At 73.0% G+C, this 15,887-nt stretch carries 17 protein-coding genes; 8 read left to right on the plus strand and 9 right to left on the minus strand.

Annotated elements, in window-relative coordinates:
- Positions 1-102 precede the first annotated feature (102 nt).
- Positions 103-555: a VOC family protein gene (locus ACIBNE_RS24550; RefSeq protein ID WP_399274930.1), complete on the minus strand. Its 453-nt coding sequence runs from the start codon at positions 553-555 to the stop codon at positions 103-105.
- A gap of 21 nt (positions 556-576) precedes the next feature.
- On the opposite strand from ACIBNE_RS24550, the gene ACIBNE_RS24555 reads away from it, so the two are divergent.
- Both ACIBNE_RS24555 and ACIBNE_RS24560 read left to right on the plus strand, forming a co-directional pair.
- Positions 577-1,179 carry a CGNR zinc finger domain-containing protein gene (locus ACIBNE_RS24555; protein WP_399274932.1) on the plus strand — a complete coding sequence of 201 codons (603 nt, stop codon included), beginning with the start codon at positions 577-579 and terminating at the stop codon, positions 1,177-1,179.
- 5 nt (positions 1,180-1,184) lie between these two features.
- Entirely contained in the window at positions 1,185-1,580 is a 396-nt protein-coding gene (locus tag ACIBNE_RS24560; protein WP_399274934.1) for an SRPBCC domain-containing protein, read from the plus strand.
- A 13-nt stretch (positions 1,581-1,593) separates the two neighbouring features.
- Here the strand turns inward: ACIBNE_RS24560 and ACIBNE_RS24565 are convergent, their stop codons facing one another.
- The 3 genes from ACIBNE_RS24565 to ACIBNE_RS24575 all read right to left on the minus strand — a co-directional run bounded on the left by ACIBNE_RS24565 (position 1,594) and on the right by ACIBNE_RS24575 (position 4,357).
- Positions 1,594-1,893, minus strand: a complete 300-nt coding sequence (locus ACIBNE_RS24565) for a hypothetical protein (RefSeq protein ID WP_399274935.1) — start codon at positions 1,891-1,893, stop codon at positions 1,594-1,596.
- A gap of 45 nt (positions 1,894-1,938) precedes the next feature.
- The gene (locus ACIBNE_RS24570) at positions 1,939-3,108 is read right to left on the minus strand and encodes a serine/threonine-protein kinase (RefSeq protein ID WP_399274937.1); all 1,170 of its coding nucleotides are present in this window, start codon (positions 3,106-3,108) and stop codon (positions 1,939-1,941) included.
- A 148-nt stretch (positions 3,109-3,256) separates the two neighbouring features.
- On the minus strand, positions 3,257-4,357 hold the full coding sequence (locus ACIBNE_RS24575) for a M20 family metallopeptidase (protein WP_399274939.1): 1,101 nt from the start codon (positions 4,355-4,357) through the stop codon (positions 3,257-3,259).
- A 162-nt stretch (positions 4,358-4,519) separates the two neighbouring features.
- Between ACIBNE_RS24575 and ACIBNE_RS24580 the strand changes: the two genes are divergently transcribed.
- The gene (locus tag ACIBNE_RS24580) at positions 4,520-5,065 is read left to right on the plus strand and encodes a CAP domain-containing protein (RefSeq protein ID WP_399274941.1); all 546 of its coding nucleotides are present in this window, start codon (positions 4,520-4,522) and stop codon (positions 5,063-5,065) included.
- A gap of 37 nt (positions 5,066-5,102) precedes the next feature.
- Here the strand turns inward: ACIBNE_RS24580 and ACIBNE_RS24585 are convergent, their stop codons facing one another.
- Positions 5,103-5,915 (minus strand): S1 family peptidase, encoded by an 813-nt coding sequence (locus tag ACIBNE_RS24585; RefSeq protein WP_399274943.1) that lies wholly within the window; start codon positions 5,913-5,915, stop codon positions 5,103-5,105.
- Between the two features lie 322 nt (positions 5,916-6,237).
- Here ACIBNE_RS24585 and ACIBNE_RS24590 point away from each other — a divergent pair, with 322 nt between their 5' ends.
- The 3 genes from ACIBNE_RS24590 to ACIBNE_RS24600 all read left to right on the plus strand — a co-directional run bounded on the left by ACIBNE_RS24590 (position 6,238) and on the right by ACIBNE_RS24600 (position 8,779).
- Positions 6,238-6,645 (plus strand): RidA family protein, encoded by a 408-nt coding sequence (locus ACIBNE_RS24590; RefSeq protein ID WP_399274944.1) that lies wholly within the window; start codon positions 6,238-6,240, stop codon positions 6,643-6,645.
- A gap of 102 nt (positions 6,646-6,747) precedes the next feature.
- Positions 6,748-7,086 carry an SCO4225 family membrane protein gene (locus ACIBNE_RS24595; protein WP_399274946.1) on the plus strand — a complete coding sequence of 113 codons (339 nt, stop codon included), beginning with the start codon at positions 6,748-6,750 and terminating at the stop codon, positions 7,084-7,086.
- A gap of 157 nt (positions 7,087-7,243) precedes the next feature.
- Positions 7,244-8,779: a hypothetical protein gene (locus ACIBNE_RS24600; protein ID WP_399274948.1), complete on the plus strand. Its 1,536-nt coding sequence runs from the start codon at positions 7,244-7,246 to the stop codon at positions 8,777-8,779.
- 66 nt (positions 8,780-8,845) lie between these two features.
- Here the strand turns inward: ACIBNE_RS24600 and ACIBNE_RS24605 are convergent, their stop codons facing one another.
- Positions 8,846-11,371, minus strand: a complete 2,526-nt coding sequence (locus ACIBNE_RS24605; RefSeq protein ID WP_399274950.1) for a discoidin domain-containing protein — start codon at positions 11,369-11,371, stop codon at positions 8,846-8,848.
- Between the two features lie 190 nt (positions 11,372-11,561).
- Complete coding sequence (locus ACIBNE_RS24610) at positions 11,562-12,569, minus strand: GNAT family N-acetyltransferase (RefSeq protein ID WP_399274952.1); 1,008 nt, start codon at positions 12,567-12,569, stop codon at positions 11,562-11,564.
- A gap of 63 nt (positions 12,570-12,632) precedes the next feature.
- Between ACIBNE_RS24610 and ACIBNE_RS24615 the strand changes: the two genes are divergently transcribed.
- Positions 12,633-13,238: a TetR/AcrR family transcriptional regulator gene (locus tag ACIBNE_RS24615; protein WP_399274954.1), complete on the plus strand. Its 606-nt coding sequence runs from the start codon at positions 12,633-12,635 to the stop codon at positions 13,236-13,238.
- A gap of 10 nt (positions 13,239-13,248) precedes the next feature.
- On the opposite strand, the gene ACIBNE_RS24620 is transcribed toward ACIBNE_RS24615, so the two are convergent.
- On the minus strand, positions 13,249-13,902 hold the full coding sequence (locus ACIBNE_RS24620) for a response regulator (protein ID WP_399274956.1): 654 nt from the start codon (positions 13,900-13,902) through the stop codon (positions 13,249-13,251).
- Positions 13,899-15,059 (minus strand): HAMP domain-containing sensor histidine kinase, encoded by a 1,161-nt coding sequence (locus ACIBNE_RS24625; RefSeq protein WP_399275423.1) that lies wholly within the window; start codon positions 15,057-15,059, stop codon positions 13,899-13,901. Before ACIBNE_RS24625 ends, ACIBNE_RS24620 begins: the two co-directional genes overlap by 4 nt.
- 342 nt (positions 15,060-15,401) lie before the next feature.
- On the opposite strand from ACIBNE_RS24625, the gene ACIBNE_RS24630 reads away from it, so the two are divergent.
- Complete coding sequence (locus ACIBNE_RS24630; RefSeq protein WP_399274958.1) at positions 15,402-15,887, plus strand: cation:proton antiporter regulatory subunit; 486 nt, start codon at positions 15,402-15,404, stop codon at positions 15,885-15,887.

Raw genomic sequence — 15,887 nt, forward strand, 5'->3', positions numbered from 1 at the left:
CCGCGACGGGCTCCCATGTGCCATGTGGGTTACGCCGATGGGGCACAACCGCAGGTCCCCGGAACTCCCCGCGCCCGGGACCCACGACGCGCGGAACGGGACCTACGACGCGCAGAACTCGTTGCCCTCCGGGTCCCGCAGGGTCCACCAGTGTCCGGCCGGACCCTTGTCGAACTCCTGGACCCTGGTCGCGCCCAGCGCCTCCAGGCGGGCCACCAGGGCGGCCAGGCCGCCGGGCTCGCCGTGGACGTCGATGTGCAGGCGGTTCTTGCCCGCCTTGCCCTCGGGAACGTCCTGGAACAGCACGCGCCTGCCCCGGCCGACCCCGCTGGTCGCGTCGAAGGGGTCCTCCGGGTGCCGGATCGCCGCGTAGCCGCGGAACGTCTTGCGGCCGCCGTGCTCCAGGACCGCCTCCTCACCGATGTGGCCGGCCGCCAGCAACTGCTCCACGAGCGCGCTGGGGTCCTCCACCTCGTACTCCAGGGCCGCCGCCCAGAAGTCCGCGAGAGCGGGTGCGTACGTACTGTCGATGACCAACTTCCAACCGAGTGCCATGTAACCAGTTATAGTGGTTACATGGATCCCGTCGCAACCACAGGGCTGATGCTCCAGTCGCACACAGGCGCCGCCTACCTGTTCGATCCGGGCGCGCTCTGTCTGGAGCTGCTGCCCACCGGCGGCCCGGGGCCGTACCGCAGGTACGAGATCCTGCACGCGCCCGGCGACCTGGCCGACTGGGCGGCGAGGTCGCGGCTCTCCCCGACGCCCGCGCTCGACGTCGCCGAGGCGGACGTGACCGACGCGCGCGCACTGCGCGACGCGCTGCTGCGGGTGGTGCTCGCCCATACGCGCGGCGAGCCGCTGCCGCCCGACGACCTGGCGACCCTCAACACGGCCGCCGCCCGGCCGGCCCTGGCACCGGCGATCACGCCGACCGGGGAGCGGGGGTGGGCCGGGAGGCCCAGCGGCGCGCAACTGCTCGCCACGGTCGCGCGGGACGCCGTCGAGCTGCTGACCGGACCCTTCGCCCACCGCGTCCGCACCTGCGCCGCCGACGACTGCCTGCTCGTCTACGTCGACACCTCGCGCCCCGGGCGCCGCCGCTGGTGCTCCATGGAGCACTGCGGAAACCGCAGCAAGGTGCGGGCCCTGCGCGCCCGCCGCTCCGAGGAGGGATGACCGTCATGCCCACAGGACTCACCAAGGACGTCGGCTGGCAGATCGGCGTGTCCCGCACGCTGCCGCACCCCGTGCCCGTCGTCTGGGACTTCGTCAGCGGCCCCGAGGGGCTCGCCCTCTGGCTCGGCCCCGGCGCCGCGCCCGCTTTGGAGCGCGGCGCCCCCTACCGCACGGCCGACGGCGTGACCGGAGAGGTCCGGGGCTACCGCCCCGAGGAGCGCATCCGCGCCACGCACGGCAGCACCACGTTCCAGCTCGCCCTCGTCCCGTCCGCCGACGGGGCGCGGACGGCGCTCCGGTTCCACGAGGAGCACCTGACGAGCGCGCAGGAGCGGGAGGAGCGGCGGGCCCACTGGCGGCGGGTCATGGAACGGGTCGCCGAGGCGCTCGAAGGACGGTAGGGCCGGGCAGCGGTCACGCCTCGCACATGGCCGCCACCGCCTGCTCCTCCCGGGTCAGTGCGGGACCGGTGCTCGCGGAATTCACCGCCTTCGCCGCCTTGCGCTCCTCCTGCTTCTTGCACGCCGAGGCCTGCACGGCGAGCTCGGCGATCCGCTCGCGCGCCTTGTCGCGGCCGTCGGTCACGATCCTGTTCTCCACCTGTGCGCGCTTGAACGCCGGCAGGTACTTGAGCTCGATCTCCGGGTGGTCCGTGTCCATCCGCGACAGGCTCAGCCCCGCCACGGACTGGCCGATCCCCCGGTAGAGCGCCACGTGGCCGCCCTTCGCGCCGACGTAGTACTGCGTGCGCGTCCACTGCTAGCCGCCGTACGCCCCGCCGCACAGGGCGAGGAGCACCACGGCCGTGACCAGGAGCCCGGTGCGCATCCGCCGTCGCCTGCCGGGTCCGAGGTCGAAGTCGTCATCGTCGACCAAGTCGTACGAGCCCGGCGGCCCGAAGGATCCGGGCCCGGTCGGTGCGGGCGCGGGCATCACGGGGCGCACGGGCTCACTGGAGTGCACGGGCTCGCTGGGGCGCGCAGGGGCCTTGGCGTGCGCGGGGCCAGTGGCGCGTACGGGGCCGGTGGGCCCTGCGGGTCGCACGGGCGGCACCGGCGGCACGGGCGGGACCGAGGGGGCGGGCGCCGCCGGGAGCACGGGCGCACCGGCGTACGCGGCCAGCCGTCCGAGCACGCCCTGCGCCGACCCCGGCCGCCGCGCCGGATCCCGGTCCAGGAGTTCGGCGACCAGCGCCGTCAACGGCTCCGGCAGGTCCGGGCGCAGGTCCGCCAGGCGCGGCGCGTCCTCCTCCAGCTTCCGCCGCATGATCGACAGCCCGTTGTGGCCGGTGAACGGCGCGTGTCCGACCAGCATGGCGAACAGGACGCCGCCCAGGGCGTACAGGTCGGAGCGCTCGTCGCCGCGTTCGGTGAGGAACTGCTCCGGAGCCCCGTACTCCGGGGTGCCCGCCGGGGCCAGCTGCGAGGACCGCGCCACCGAGAAGGTGTTCTGCACGAAGCCCGCGATGCCGAAGTCCACGACCTTCACCCGGCCGTCCGCCGTGAGCATCACGTTGTGCGGCTTGATGTCGTAGTGGATGACGTGCGCCCGGTGCGCCGCCGCCAGGGCGTCGCAGATGTCGCGGGCGATCGCCACCGCCCTGGCGGGAGGCATCGGCCCCTCGGTGCGGACGTGCTCGGCGAGCGTCGCGCCCGTCACCTTCTCCATGACGATGAAGAGCACGTCCTCGTGCACGCCGCGGTCGTAGAGCCCCACCACGCCCGGATGGTTGATCTGCGCGGCGGCGACCGCCTCGCGGTCGAAGCGCTTGGGCAGGTCGGGGTACGAGGCGTCGTCGAGCACCAGCAGCTTGAGCGCGACGTCACGGTGCAGATCGCGGTCGCGCCCCGCCCACACCTCGCCCATCCCGCCCCGGCCGAGCCGCTTCACCAGTTCGTACCGCCCCGCGATCAGCTCGCCGCGCTCCATCGTTCCCCCTGTGCCCGCGCCGGGCGCCGACGGGCGCGTCGGCGAACCGCAGTGACCAGGAACCAGCGTACGGAGAGCGCGGCCCGCGGGAACCCGAACAGAGCGCGTACAGCACGGAGTTGGTGCCGGTCCGGCGCCCCGCGGCCCGTCAGGCGCTCCTGAGCGCGCTCACCAGCCCCGTGACGAGCCGCGCCCGCTCCTCCATCGTGTCGACCAGCACGTACTCGTGGTCGGCGTGCGCGCCGCCGCCGACCGCGCCCAGGCCGTCGAGCGTCGGAATCCCGAGCGCGGCCGTGAAGTTGCCGTCGCTGCCGCCGCCGACCGCCACGCCCTCGACGCCCGGCAGCAGGCCGCGCGCCACCGCGAAGAGCCCGGCGGAGGCCGACTCCGGCATCGGGGGCCTGCCGATCCCGCCCCGTACCGAGAGCGCCGCTCCTTCGAGATGGGGGGCGAGCGCGGCGAACGCCGCCTCGACGCGCTCCTTCTCCTCGGCCGACTCGACCCGGACGTCCACGGAGACGGTCGCCCCGGCCGGTACGACGTTGCTCTGGGTCCCCGCCGCGGCGACGGTCGGGGTCACGGTCGTGCCCGCCCCGGGGCGGCCGAGCGCCGCGATGGCCAGGACCTGGTGCGCCGCCTCCACCAGGGCGTTGACTCCGGCCTCCGGCTCCAGTCCCGCGTGCGAGGCGCGGCCCGTGACGGTCACCTCGAACGTTCCGCAGCCCTTGCGGCCGGTCTTCAGCGCGCCGCCGTCCGCCGCGCCCTCGAACACCAGGACCGCGCCGCAGGCGAGCGCGCGCTCCTCGATGAGCGCGCGCGAGGAGCGCGAGCCGACCTCCTCGTCGGCGGTCACCAGGATCTCCACGCCCGACCTGTCCGCCAGCGCCGCGAGGCCGTGCACGGCCTGCACGAGCCCGCCGAGCATGTCGAAGACGCCGGGGCCCGTCACGCGCCCGTCCGCGACCGCGAACGGGCGGCGCGCGAGCGTGCCGAGCGGGAACACCGTGTCGTGGTGGCCGAGCAGCAGCACCTTGGGGTCGCCGCCCGCCGACCAGTGGACGTGCGTACCGCCTTCGTTCTCGACGAGCGCGGCCCGCCCGCCGAGACGGCTCTCGATCATCGCGGCCACGGCCCCGGCCGAGACCTTCAGCGCGTCGAGGTCGCGCGACGGGGATTCGATCTCCACGAGCGTCCGCAGGTCGTCGATCATCGCGTCGAGGCTCACGTCGGCGGTCTTGTACGTCGTCATGCCCCCAGGTTACGAGGCGCGCACCGGCCCCTCTGCGCCATCCGTGTGACACCGGCCTGTCACCCGCTCCCCCGTCCACCCGCGTTGACACACTGCGGCCGACGCGCCGGTCCGTTCGGCGCGACGGCAGGAGAGGTGTCGGTCAACTTGAATCGCCAGAGGATGAGTCACGCACTCGCGACGGCCGCGGCGGCCCTCGCGCTCGCCGCGTTCGGCACGTCGGCCCCGGCCCACGCGGCCCCGGAGCCCGAGGCGCAGGCGCCTGTGCAGGCGGGGGAGCAGCGCGCGTACTACCCGGACGTGGACTGGATCGTGTGCCGGATCAACGAGGAGCGGGTGCGCGCGGGACTGGCGCCGCTGGCGATCTCGGACGTCGCGTCCGGCGTGGCGAAGAAGCACGCCGCGGACATGGCGGGGATGGGCCGGCTCGCCTCGGTCGGCAGCGACGGCAGGGACCTGCGGACACGGCTCGGCGACGCCGGGCTCTACTCCCGTGACGTCGCCGAGCACATGCTCTTCGGTTACCACCACGACGGCTACTTCGCCGACCGGGCCACCGATCCGGATTCGGGCAGCACCTTCTACAGGACGCTGACGAACCCGGACATGGTGGCGATCGGCGTGGGTTACGCGGACCGGTACTGGGACGTCGACCTGCTGGGCCCGCACCGCCGTCTGGTGACCAGGCCCGCGGTCTGCGCCGAGTAGCAGCGGGCGTCCGGCCGCGCGGGCCGCACGGGCCCTCCTACTTCTTGATGACGTGGGAGAGCCCGTGCTCGGCGAGCGGCTTGCGGAACGGCTCCCAGACAGCGGGGTCGGCGAGGTTCGTGAACAGTCCCTGGCAGGTGTTGGTGTCGCCGGTCACCAGCCCGTGCACCACCGGCTTCCCCTTGACGCCCGTCGAGAACAGCGGGCCGCCGCTGTCGCCGGGCCCGATCCGCGCGGTGGGCGTGCCCGCGCAGATGAACTCCTTGTCCCAGATGCCCCCTTCCGTGTCGAACGCGGTGACCGGAAGCCGTGCCTCGCGCAGCCGCGACGGCTTGGCGGGGTCCTCCAGGTCGGTACGGCCCCAGCCGGCGGCGCGGAGCACCCGGCCGGGCTTCAGCTTCTCTCCGAGAGCGGGGAGTTCGGCGACCTGGCCGGCGACGGGGCGGTTCAGGACGATGAGCCCGAGGTCGGTGTTGGTCACGGTGGAGAACTTGGGGTGGCTGTAGACGGTGAACCCGTCCTCGATGACCGTCCCGCCCGGGGTGTTCGTGTCGGCGCGGCCCACGACGAGGCGGATCGTCATCTTCCCCTTCTCCGCCCACATGGCGCAGTGGGCCGCCGTCGCGACCACCCTGCGGTCGATGAGCGCCGCCCCGCAGAAGTGGGACCACTTCCCGTCGTCGCCCCGCTGCTCGATGCGCACCACGAAGGTCCGCTGTCCGTCGGCGACCGGGGAGCCGCCGACGACGGCCGACGCGGGCGGCGCCGCCACGGCTCCGACGCCGAGCGCGCCCACGAGGGCGGCGACGGCCCGCCGCTTCGACCGGCCCGGCCGGTTCGTCCGTTCCACTGAACCGCGCAAGAGTGCACCCGCTTTCCGTACGCCGCCGCGTGCTCGACCCGGCGGACCTGTGTGCGGGGCGGCATCCCGCCGCCCCCTGTCCCTCGTAGATCCTGGACACGGGCCGCGTCCAACCGGTCTCGACGGCGCGTCAGGAACCGTGCGACCGCACGTCGGTTGCGTAACAGCTCGGGCATTCCGCGCCAGTGCCTCGGTCACCTCCAGGTGACCGAGGCACTGAAAAGTGCGTTCTTCCACGTCGGCGCGGGCTCTCCTACGGTTCTCAAGTAACCGAAAGAGAGCAGAGCCCACGCCCGAGGAGGCAGGCAGCATGCCCATCACCCTGGTGAACCCCGAAGGACTTCCGCAGGTCGACGTCTACCGGCAGGTCGCCGTCGCGACCGGCTCCCGGCTCGTCTTCGTCGCAGGACAGGTCTCCTGGGACGCCGACGGCGTCACGGTCGGCGTCGGCGACATCGCGGCCCAGGTCGAACGGTGCTACCTGAACGTCGCCACCGCCCTGGCCGCGGTCGGCGGCACCGTCGAGGACCTCACGAAGCTCACCGTCCACGTCGTCGACTGGGGCCCCGACAAGATGCCACTCGTCCTGGAGGGGATCTCCCGGGCCGCCGAGAAGCTGGGCACCGTACCGGTCCCGCCCGTCACGCTGCTTGCCGTGCCCGCGCTGGACGTGCCCGAGCACCTGGTGGAGGTCGAAGCCTTCGCCGTACTCGACTGACCCGGGGACCTCGGCCCCGGAAACCTGAGTACCCGTACTCACGACGGGTACCCGCCCCGGCCCGACCATGGGGAGCGGAACACACGTCCCGGGGGAGAACAGATGAACGTCCGCACCGTCGCCCGCCTCGCCGTCACCAACGCCGCGTCCGCGGTCTACCTCGGCGTCGTCGGCATCTCGATCGCCATCGCCACGGCGGTGACGCTGTTCTCCCCCGACCCCGGGTTCATCTGGGTGTGGCCCGCCTTCCTCACCGCCCCCGTCTCCCTGCTCACCCTGGGGGCCGGCATGGCGCTCTGGGGGGTCGAGGGGGCTCCCGCCTGGTTCCTGGTCGGCGGCGTCGTGGTCTCCGCACTGGTCCAGTCGCTCGCGCTCGGCGCCCTCTACCTGGGCCTGCGCGGCGACCGGGGCGCCCGCCGCCACCGCCCGCAGCACGGCTGATCCCCCGCCGCTCCCCCCGCGACCGCCACGCGCGGGCCGCGCGACCCGCAGGAACTGCGACGGCCGCCACGCGCGTCCAAACGCTCGGAGTACCGTACGCCGCGGTGTTCAGACGTTTGTGCGGGCGGTGGCGCCCGTCCGTCCCAGGAGGATGCGGATGTTAACAACAGCGGGCGAGGCACTCGCCAGTTCGTCGGGAGACAGACCCTGGTACCAGTGGGTGGCGCTCGTGCTGGTCGCGATGCTGCTCAGTTCGGGCTTCGCCTACTTCCGCGCGTGGCGCAGGTTCACGGCCGCCACGCTCGGCACCGCACTGCTCTTCACCGTGGCCGTCTGGTTCAACGCCGGTACGGCGACGACGACCTGGACCGTGATCTACGCCCTGTGGGCGGCGCTCCTCCTCTACTTCCTCATCCGACAGCCGCACCGCCGCGTGCTGCGGGACGTCGAGCACCCCAGCCTGGGGCGAATCCAGCTCCTCGTACGGGAGCCGGTCGGCCCCGCCCTGCCCGTGGGCCGCGCGCTGGTCGTCGGAGTGCTGGCCGCCGCCCTGACCGCAGGCGCCCTCGCCGGGCTCCGCACCATCCCGCAGGGGCAGTTGGAGGACGCCGACGCCGCCCAGCGGTCCGGGGACTGCGCGTCCGCCGTCGGCACGTACGCCACGGCAGGCTCCGACATCCACGAGTTCACGCTGAGTCCGGCGCCGGACCGGGCCCGCGCGGGCGGGAACGGCTGCGCGGCGACACTGCGGGCCGAACAGGCCGCGAAGCGGGGGGACCACGAGACCGCGGCGGAGGCGTACTGGGCCGCCACCCGGGTCTTCGAGCGGCGCATCGGCCGCACCGCGCCCCGCCTCGCCGAGCTGCGCCTCGCCTACGGCGACGAGATGGCCGCCGACCTGCGCGACGAGACCAACTACGCGCCTTCGCAGGTCGGCAACTACTCGGCGATCATCGACGCCTACCGGTCCATCGTCACGGACACGCCCGGCTCCCCACAGGCCGAGCTGGTGCCCGCGCGCATCGACGCCCTGTACGCGAACGCGGCGGCGGACAGCGCGACGCAGCCGTGCGCCGCGAGCAGCCGGATCAGCCACCTCGCCCAGATCGAGAAGGAGCGCGAGCCGGGTGCCGCCCCCAGCTCCAAGGCGGGCGAGAACCTGGCCATGGTCCAGTACCGGTGCGGCAAGAAGCAGTTCGACGACAAGGACTACCAGGCGGCCCGCACCACCCTTGAGGAGGTGACCGAGAAGGGCGCATCGGGGCCGTACGCGAAGAAGGCCGCCAACCTGCTGATCGACGTGAACGTCGCCGACGCGGCCCAGGGCAGCGCGGGCGCGCTGCCGCCGCCCGCCGCCAAGGGCACCGCGCCCGCGGGCACCACGGAACTGGTGATCACCAACGATTCCACCGAGTCGCTGGAGGTCCTGTACTCGGGTCCGGAGAGGGGCAGTTCGTCGGTGGGCGCCTGCACCGGCTGCACGACCCGTTCCCCGGACACTCCGCTGGGGAACCTCTTCACCGGGTGCTCCCCCGCGGCGGAGACGGCGACGATCAGGCTGAAGCCGGGAACGTACACGGTCGTCGTGAAGGGTGCGGGAGGCAGCAAGGTCCGCCCGTACAGCGGCAAGTGGGCCCTGAAGTCGGGGACTTCGTACTCCAGCTGCTTCTACGTCAGCACGTCCCGCTACTGACGCCGGTGTGTTCCGGCTCCGGGCGGGGCCCGGAGCCGGAACACAAGGACGCGGGTCTCCCGGCGCTCAGCCGACCGTCAGCAGCTTCGCGACGCTCGGCACGCCCTGCGCGTTCATCGCGAAGAGCATGTACGTGCCCGGAAGCGCGACGCCCGGGTCGGCCGGGATCGTCACCTCGTAGGAATTCGACCCGTTCGAGGTCGAGTTCAGCGGAACGCGCCGCTGGTCGTTGTCCGTGCTGTGGGTCGCGGCTCCGGCGCGTACGAGCACGAAGGACGACACGGCGGAGTCGGTGGTCACCGTGAGCTTCGCGCCGTTGGCCGCGCGCGAGGGCACCGGGCCGTTGATGACGGGCCTGGTCTTCTCCGTGCCGTCGGCGTTGAGCAGATAGGGCGGGGTGAAGACCGACCCGTCGGCGTGGTTGGTGGCGCAGTCGCCGCAGAGTCCGCCGCCGCCCGAGAAGATCCGCCCGTCGGGGAGCAGGTTGGCCACGCTGTGGTAGTTGCGCGGCACGGCCATCGACGCCATGCGGGTGAACTGGCCGGTGGCCGGGTCCCAGATCTCCGGGGTCATCGCCGACGTGGCGTCGCTGAACGGCACCGGGAAGGACTGCCCGCCGAAGACGGCGACCTTGCCGTCGGGCATCACGACGCTGTTGGCGAAGGAGCGCGCGTGGGCCATGTCGCCCGTGCGGGTCGCGACGGGCTGCCCGCCGCCGTTCAGGTCGACGGTGTAGGCGCGCCGGGTCGCCTGGACGTTCTCGTAGGCGGTGGCGCCGCCGAGGGTGAGCAGTTTGCCGATGTCGTACGCGATGGCGTTGCCGTTCATCGCGTCGGCGCTGTCGGCGCGGTTGCCCGCGGTGGTGACGCCGCCCGCGCCGGTGGTGGAGATCCAGTTCATCTGACGACTGGGGCCCAGGTGCAGCACGCGGCCGCCCGAAGTGGCGTGCAGCCACTGGTGGTTGTCGGCGCGGTAGGCACCGGCGGGGTCCTGGGTCATGGTGTTCGTGACCGGGACTCCGGCGAGGTTGCGCCAGGTGCCGGTGGCCTTGGACCACACCTCGCCGCCCTTGTTGCCCGCGCCGCCGCTCCAGGAGCCGCCGAGCACGAAGGCGTCGCCGTTGGAGAGCAGCGTCATGGCCTGGTAGCCGCGCGCGACGTTCATGTCCGTGGTGGAGGTCCACTGGTCGGTGACCGGGTCGTAGATGCTGGCGCGCTCGGCGTTGCTGCCGCCCGTGACCAGGACCCGCCCGTCGTCGAGGACGGCGATGCCGGGGCAGAACATGTCGTGCCGGGTGTTGTCGACGCGACGCTGCGTGACCTGGCCCGTCGTCAGGTCGAGTATCGCGGTCTGGGTGTAGCCGTTGGCGCCGCCGAAGCGGTCGGTGCCGTACGCGGACCAGGCGAGGAGCTTGTTGTTGGGCAGGACCGCGGTCGCGACGGGGACCAGCGGGAAGCCGGTGAGCCGTCCCCAGGCGCCGTGCGCGGCGGGGCTGGCGGGGCCGCTCAGCCGGATCTCGGCGGCGGACGACCAGGGGCCGCGGCCGGCCGCTTCGGTGGTGGCGGTGAGACGGACGTAGCGGGCGGTGACGGCGCTCGTGAAGGTGGCGCCCTTGACGGTGTCGTCGTCCCGCCAGGTGCCGGTGGCGACGGGAGCTCCGAAGGTGGTTCCGTCGGTGCTGGTGGTGACCGTGTAGGCGCCGATGCGGCCGTTGGTGCCCGCCCTGCGCGGCTGGTAGGAGAGGGCGGACACGGTGCGGCTGGTCTTCATGTCGATGGTGATGTGGTGCGGCAGCGGCGCCGCCGTGCCGGTCCACCTGCTGTGCCACTGGGTGTCGGGGTCGCCGTCCAGGACGTTGGCGGCCCTGCCGTCCTCGCCCGAGGTCTCCTCGTCGCTCGCGGCCGCGGTCCAGCCGTCGCGGGGCAGTTCCACCACGGACGCGGGGGTGCCTGGGTCGCCCTGGAGGTTGATCTCGGAGGCCGATGACCAGGGGCCGCGGCCGCCCGCCTCGGTGGTGGCGGTGAGGCGGACGTACCTGGCGCCCTTGGGCGCGAAGCTGAGGGTCTTCACCGTGTTGTCGTCGGCCATGGTGCCCGTCGCGACGGGCGAACCCCAGGTGGCGCCGTCGGCGCTGAGGTGGACGGCGTACTGGCCGACGCGCCCGTTCGGCCCGTCGAGGCGCGGGGTGTAGACGAGGGCGGACACCACCTGCGTGCGGTGCATGTCGACGGTGACGGTGTGCGGCAGCGGGGCCGGGGTGCCGGTCCACTTGCTGTGCCAGATGGTGGCGGTGCTGCCGTCCAGGACGTTGGCGGCCCTGCCGTTCTCCCCCGAGGTCTCCTCGTCGCTCGCGGTGGCGGTCCAGCCGTCGCGCGGAAGCACGGGAGCGAGCGGTCGCATCGCTTCGGCGGGGGCCGCGCGGTGGTGCGGCGCGGCCAGTGGTTGGCGCACTTCGGGCACGGGGCCGTTGCGCGGGTCGTCGGCGGCGCTCGCCAGCGGCAGCAGCGCGGCGGTCACCGCCGTGAGCGCGACCGCCACCAGGCCGGGCGCGCGATATCTCGCCAGTCGGCGTAAACCAGGTCTGTCCAGCATGAGATCGGCCCCCTGACCGAAAACGGCGGCGGTCCCCCCGACCGCACGCAAGGGCATGACCATGCCAGAGGCGGGATCTGTTGTAAAGGAATCGTGTACGTATTCCGGACACCTCGCGGGGAGGCCGGGCGCCTCGCGGGGAGGGGCGTACGGGCCCCGGACCGGACCCGCGCCCCGGACCGTCACGCGCCTACTCGTCGTCCCAGAGCATCGAGCTCATGCGCCAGCCCTCAGGGGTGCGTACGAACTGGGTGGTCTTGCGGCCCCCGCCCTCGAACCGTTCGCCCCTGAGGACACCGGACTTGCGGTACTCGCTGAAGCGGTGCGCGATCGTTCCGAAGACCTCGGTCCGCTCGGCCACCTCCCACTCGGAGAACTCCGTCAGCGTGCCGTCCGTGAGCATCTTCCGCCGGGGCTCGATGAACGCGTCGAGGTCGTAGACGACCGGGTCCGCGCCGATGTTGCTGGTGATCCGGCCCTGCGGCACGAAGACCTCGCGGACCGCGTCGACGTTCGGAGCCGCTCCCCCGGTGTTGGTGAACGCGCCGAGGAAGACGTCCATGAGGCGGTCGAGCTCGGCCTTGGCCGCCGCCGTCGAACCGTCCTGGACGACGCCGGCGGACTCCTCGCGGAGAGCCTCGTCGGGCTCCGCGCGCCGCGTCCTCGGTTCGTCCGCGAGGATCGACCAGACCTCGCTGTCCTGCCGTTCGCCCCGGTACGCGTAGCGCTTGCGCAGCACGCCGTCGCGCCGCATCCCGAGCCTGCGCGCCACCTCGATGCTGCGCGTGTTGTGCGGGCCGACCCACCACTCGATCCGGCTCATGCCGCGCTCGTCGAACGCCCAGTCGACGAGCGCGCGGCAGGCGCGGGTCACCAGGCCGTGGCCGGCGCCGCCCTCCTCCAGCCAGCAGCCGATCTCGCACACCCCGGCCTCCGCCTCGAACCGGGTGAACATGACGCCGCCGACCAGCGTCCCCTCCAGCCAGATCCCGTAGAGCCTGGCCGCGTCCTGCGCCTGCCGGTCCGCGTACCGCTGGAGCACGGCCGTGGCGGACGCGAGGTCGGTGCTGAAGGTCGCCCAGGGTATCCACGGGTCCACGAAGGGGCGGGCGCGGTCGATGTGGGCCAGGAACTCCTCCGCGTGGCGGGGTTCCAGGGGACGGAGCTGGGCGTTGTCGCCGAGGGGAAGAACGAACACGGTCACCTTCCGAGAAGCGTGGGAGCAGGTACGTAACGAGCGTTCGGTATGTAAAGTAGCAGCATGCCGCCCGCACCCGGAGACCGCGAAGCCCGCCGCAAGGACGTGTCGGAGGCCGTGTGGCGCGTCCTCGCCGAGAAGGGCTTCGGCGGGCTGACGCTGCGCGCCGTCGCCGCCGCCATGGGGGTGTCGACTGGCATGCTCATGCACTACTTCCCGACCAAGCGGGCCCTGGTCGCGCACGCGCTCGACCTGTTGGAGACGCGCACCGCCGAGCGCCCCAGGCGCGAGCGGCCCGTCGAAGGGCTGGCGGCGCTGCGCGCGATGCTGCTCGACATCCTGCCGCTGGGCCCCGACGACACCGCACGCAACCGGATCTGGGTCAGCTCCTGGGACCTGGCGCTCGCCGACGAGGCCCTCGGATCGGACCAGGCCGCCCGGTACGCCCGGCTGCGCTCGACGCTCCGCCCGCACGTCGAGGCGGCCCGCGCGATCGGTGAACTCCCCCCGGACGCGGACGCCGAGCGGCTGGCCGCCGCTTCGGTCGCGTTCGTGCACGGACTGGTCGTCCAGGCCCTGTTCGATCCCGACCGGTTCCCCGCCGACGTGCAGATCGCGATGGTGGACGGCTTCGTCGCGTCCCTCGCGTCGTACCCGTCCCCGTCCTGAGGGCCGGACGTCACGGCTCGATGAGGCCCGCCCGGATCGCGTAGCGGGTGAGTTCGAGCCGGTCGCGCAGGCCCAGCTTCTGGAGCAGGTTGGCCCGGTGGCGCTCCACGGTCTTGGCGCTGATGACGAGGAGGAGGCCGATCTCCTTGGACGAGTGCCCCTCCGCGACGAGCTTGAGGATCTCCTCCTCGCGCTCGGTGATCGGCCGGTCGGGCAGCGGATCGCCGCGGTGCGCCCGGTCCAGATAGGTGCGGATCAGGGTGGTCTCGACGCCCGGGTAGATGAACGGCTCGTCGCGGCGGGCGGCCCTGCACGCCTCGACGAGGTCACGGTCGGCCACGGACTTGGGCACGTATCCCGAGGCCCCTGCCCTGAGCGCCTCGAAGAAGTACTGCTCGTTGTCGTACATCGTCAGCATCAGCGTGCGCAGACCGGGCCGCACCCTGCTGAGTTCGCGCGCCGCCTGGAGGCCGGTCTGCCGGGGCATCGCTATGTCCAGGATGGCGAGGTCCACGTCGGCGCCGCGGGCGCGGGCGACGGCCTCGGCGCCGTCGGCGGCCTCCGCGACCACGGTCAGGTCGGGCTCGGCGTCCAGGATGAGCCGCACGCCGCGACGCACCAGTGCGTGGTCGTCGGCGAGCAGGATGCGGGTCGGTGCGGTCATCGCTCCTTCTCGGTCTTCATGGGCCGCGCGGTCTTCGCGGGTTCTACTGGTTCCGCGGGTTCTACGGGATCCGCGGGTTCTACGGGTTCCTCTGACGGCCCGGGTTCCCCTGACGGCACGGGCCGTTCGGACGGCGCGGACCGCTCGGGCACCACGGGCTTCCCGGGCGTGCCGGTTTCGGCCGCGGCCGTCCCCGGGGCGCCCACGCCCTCCTCCCCCGCGCCGCCCGCCACGCTCAGCCGCACCCGGGTCCCGCCGCTCGGCCCGGCGCCGACGGCGAGTTCCGCGCCGATCAGCAGCGCGCGCTCCCGCATGCCCCGCAGCCCCGCGCCCTCGGGCGCCGTACCGATGCCCTGTCCGTCGTCGCTCAGCAGCAGTTCCACGCGGTCCCCCGGCAACGGCCGCAGACGCATCTCGACGTGCCGGGCCCGTGCGTGGCGCGCGGTGTTGGTCAGGCCCTCCTGCGCGATGCGGTAGAGGACCAGCTCGGTGTCCCGGTCGAGGCGCGGCAGCCCAGGGGTGATGTGGATGCCCACGCTCAGGCGCGAGGTGGTGAACTCCGCGGAGAGGGCGCGCAGGGCGCTGTACAGGCCCAGTTCCTCCAGGACTCCGGGGCGCAGCCTGCGGGCGATGCGGCGGATCTCGTCGAGCCCGGCCCTGGTGGTCTCCTGTACCTGGCGGAGCTCTTCGCGCACGTCGGAAGGGGCGTGGTCGGCGGCGTGCTTGAGGTGCAGGAGTACGGCGGTGAGGGTCTGCCCGACCTCGTCGTGGAGCTCCTGGGCGATGCGGCGGCGCTCGGCCTCCTGGGCGGAGAGGGCACGGCCTGAGCTGGCGGCCCGTTCGGACTCCAGCCGGGCGAGCATGGTGTTGAAGGTATCGGTCAGTTCGGCGATCTCGCCCTTGCCGGTGACGGTCGTGCGGCTGCCGGGCCTGAGCAGGTCGACGGTGGCCATGGCCCGGGTGAGGCGGGCGAGCGGCGCGAGGCCGATCCGCAGCAGCACGGCGTTGGCGAAGAGCATCGCGCCGAGCCCCGCGATCAGGACCAGTGCCTCGCCGAGCAGGATCGGGGTGGAGACGGTGACCGGGCCCAGGAGGAGCAGCACGGCAGCCGTGAGCACGGCGGCGTTGAGCAGGAAGATCCGCCAGTACAGCGACAACTGCAGTCCCTTTCGCACCGGCCCCTCCTCAACCGGGCCGCCCCGTTCCCCTGTCGCTGTCCTGTTGTCCACCGACTTCACCGACGTTTCCGGACCGCCCCGTCGCGGGGCCTGACCTGCGACGGGATGTGGTGCCCCGCCCAGCTTGGCCGGTGGAGCGGCCTGCTGTCCATCCGTGCTGACACCCATATGCTCCGGCGAGCCCGTGCTGGCAACATATGCCGTCGCCGCCCGTGGTGACCTGCGCGAACGACCGTACGGCGGTGTGCTTCCCGTACGTTCCGCAGCCGCTCCACCAGGCAATTCGACACGCACTGCGCAAGACAAGAGGGGGGACAGGCCGTGCCTGCTCCGCGAATGAGTACGACGCCCTTGCCCGGGATCGGGGTCCAGTACGACCTCACCACACGCGAGCGCCGCCACCTCTCGGTGGTCGCGCACCGCGACGGGACGCGGACGGTCAACGTGTACCGCTCCGACGACCCGGACGCCTGCGCGCAGTCCCTGCACCTGACGGAGGCGGAGACGGCCTCGCTGATCGACGCCCTGACGCCGTCCCACCACAGCCCGAACCTGCTGTCGACGACCGACCTGGGGCTGGTCGCCGAACGCATCGAGCTGGCGCTGACGTCGCGCTGGCGCGGCCGGGTGCTGGGCGAGACCCGGATGCGCACGGCGACCGGCGCGTCGATCGTGGCGGTGCTGCGGCGTGCCGAGGCGATCCCCTCCCCCACGCCGGACTTCCGGCTGGCCGGCGGGGACGTGCTCATCGTGATCGGCACCCGCGAGGGCGTGGCAGCGGCCGCGACGATCCTCGGGCAGGAGTGA

Origin of the sequence: Streptomyces sp. NPDC050504 (genome assembly GCF_044458065.1) — a bacterium.
Classification (GTDB): domain Bacteria; phylum Actinomycetota; class Actinomycetes; order Streptomycetales; family Streptomycetaceae; genus Streptomyces.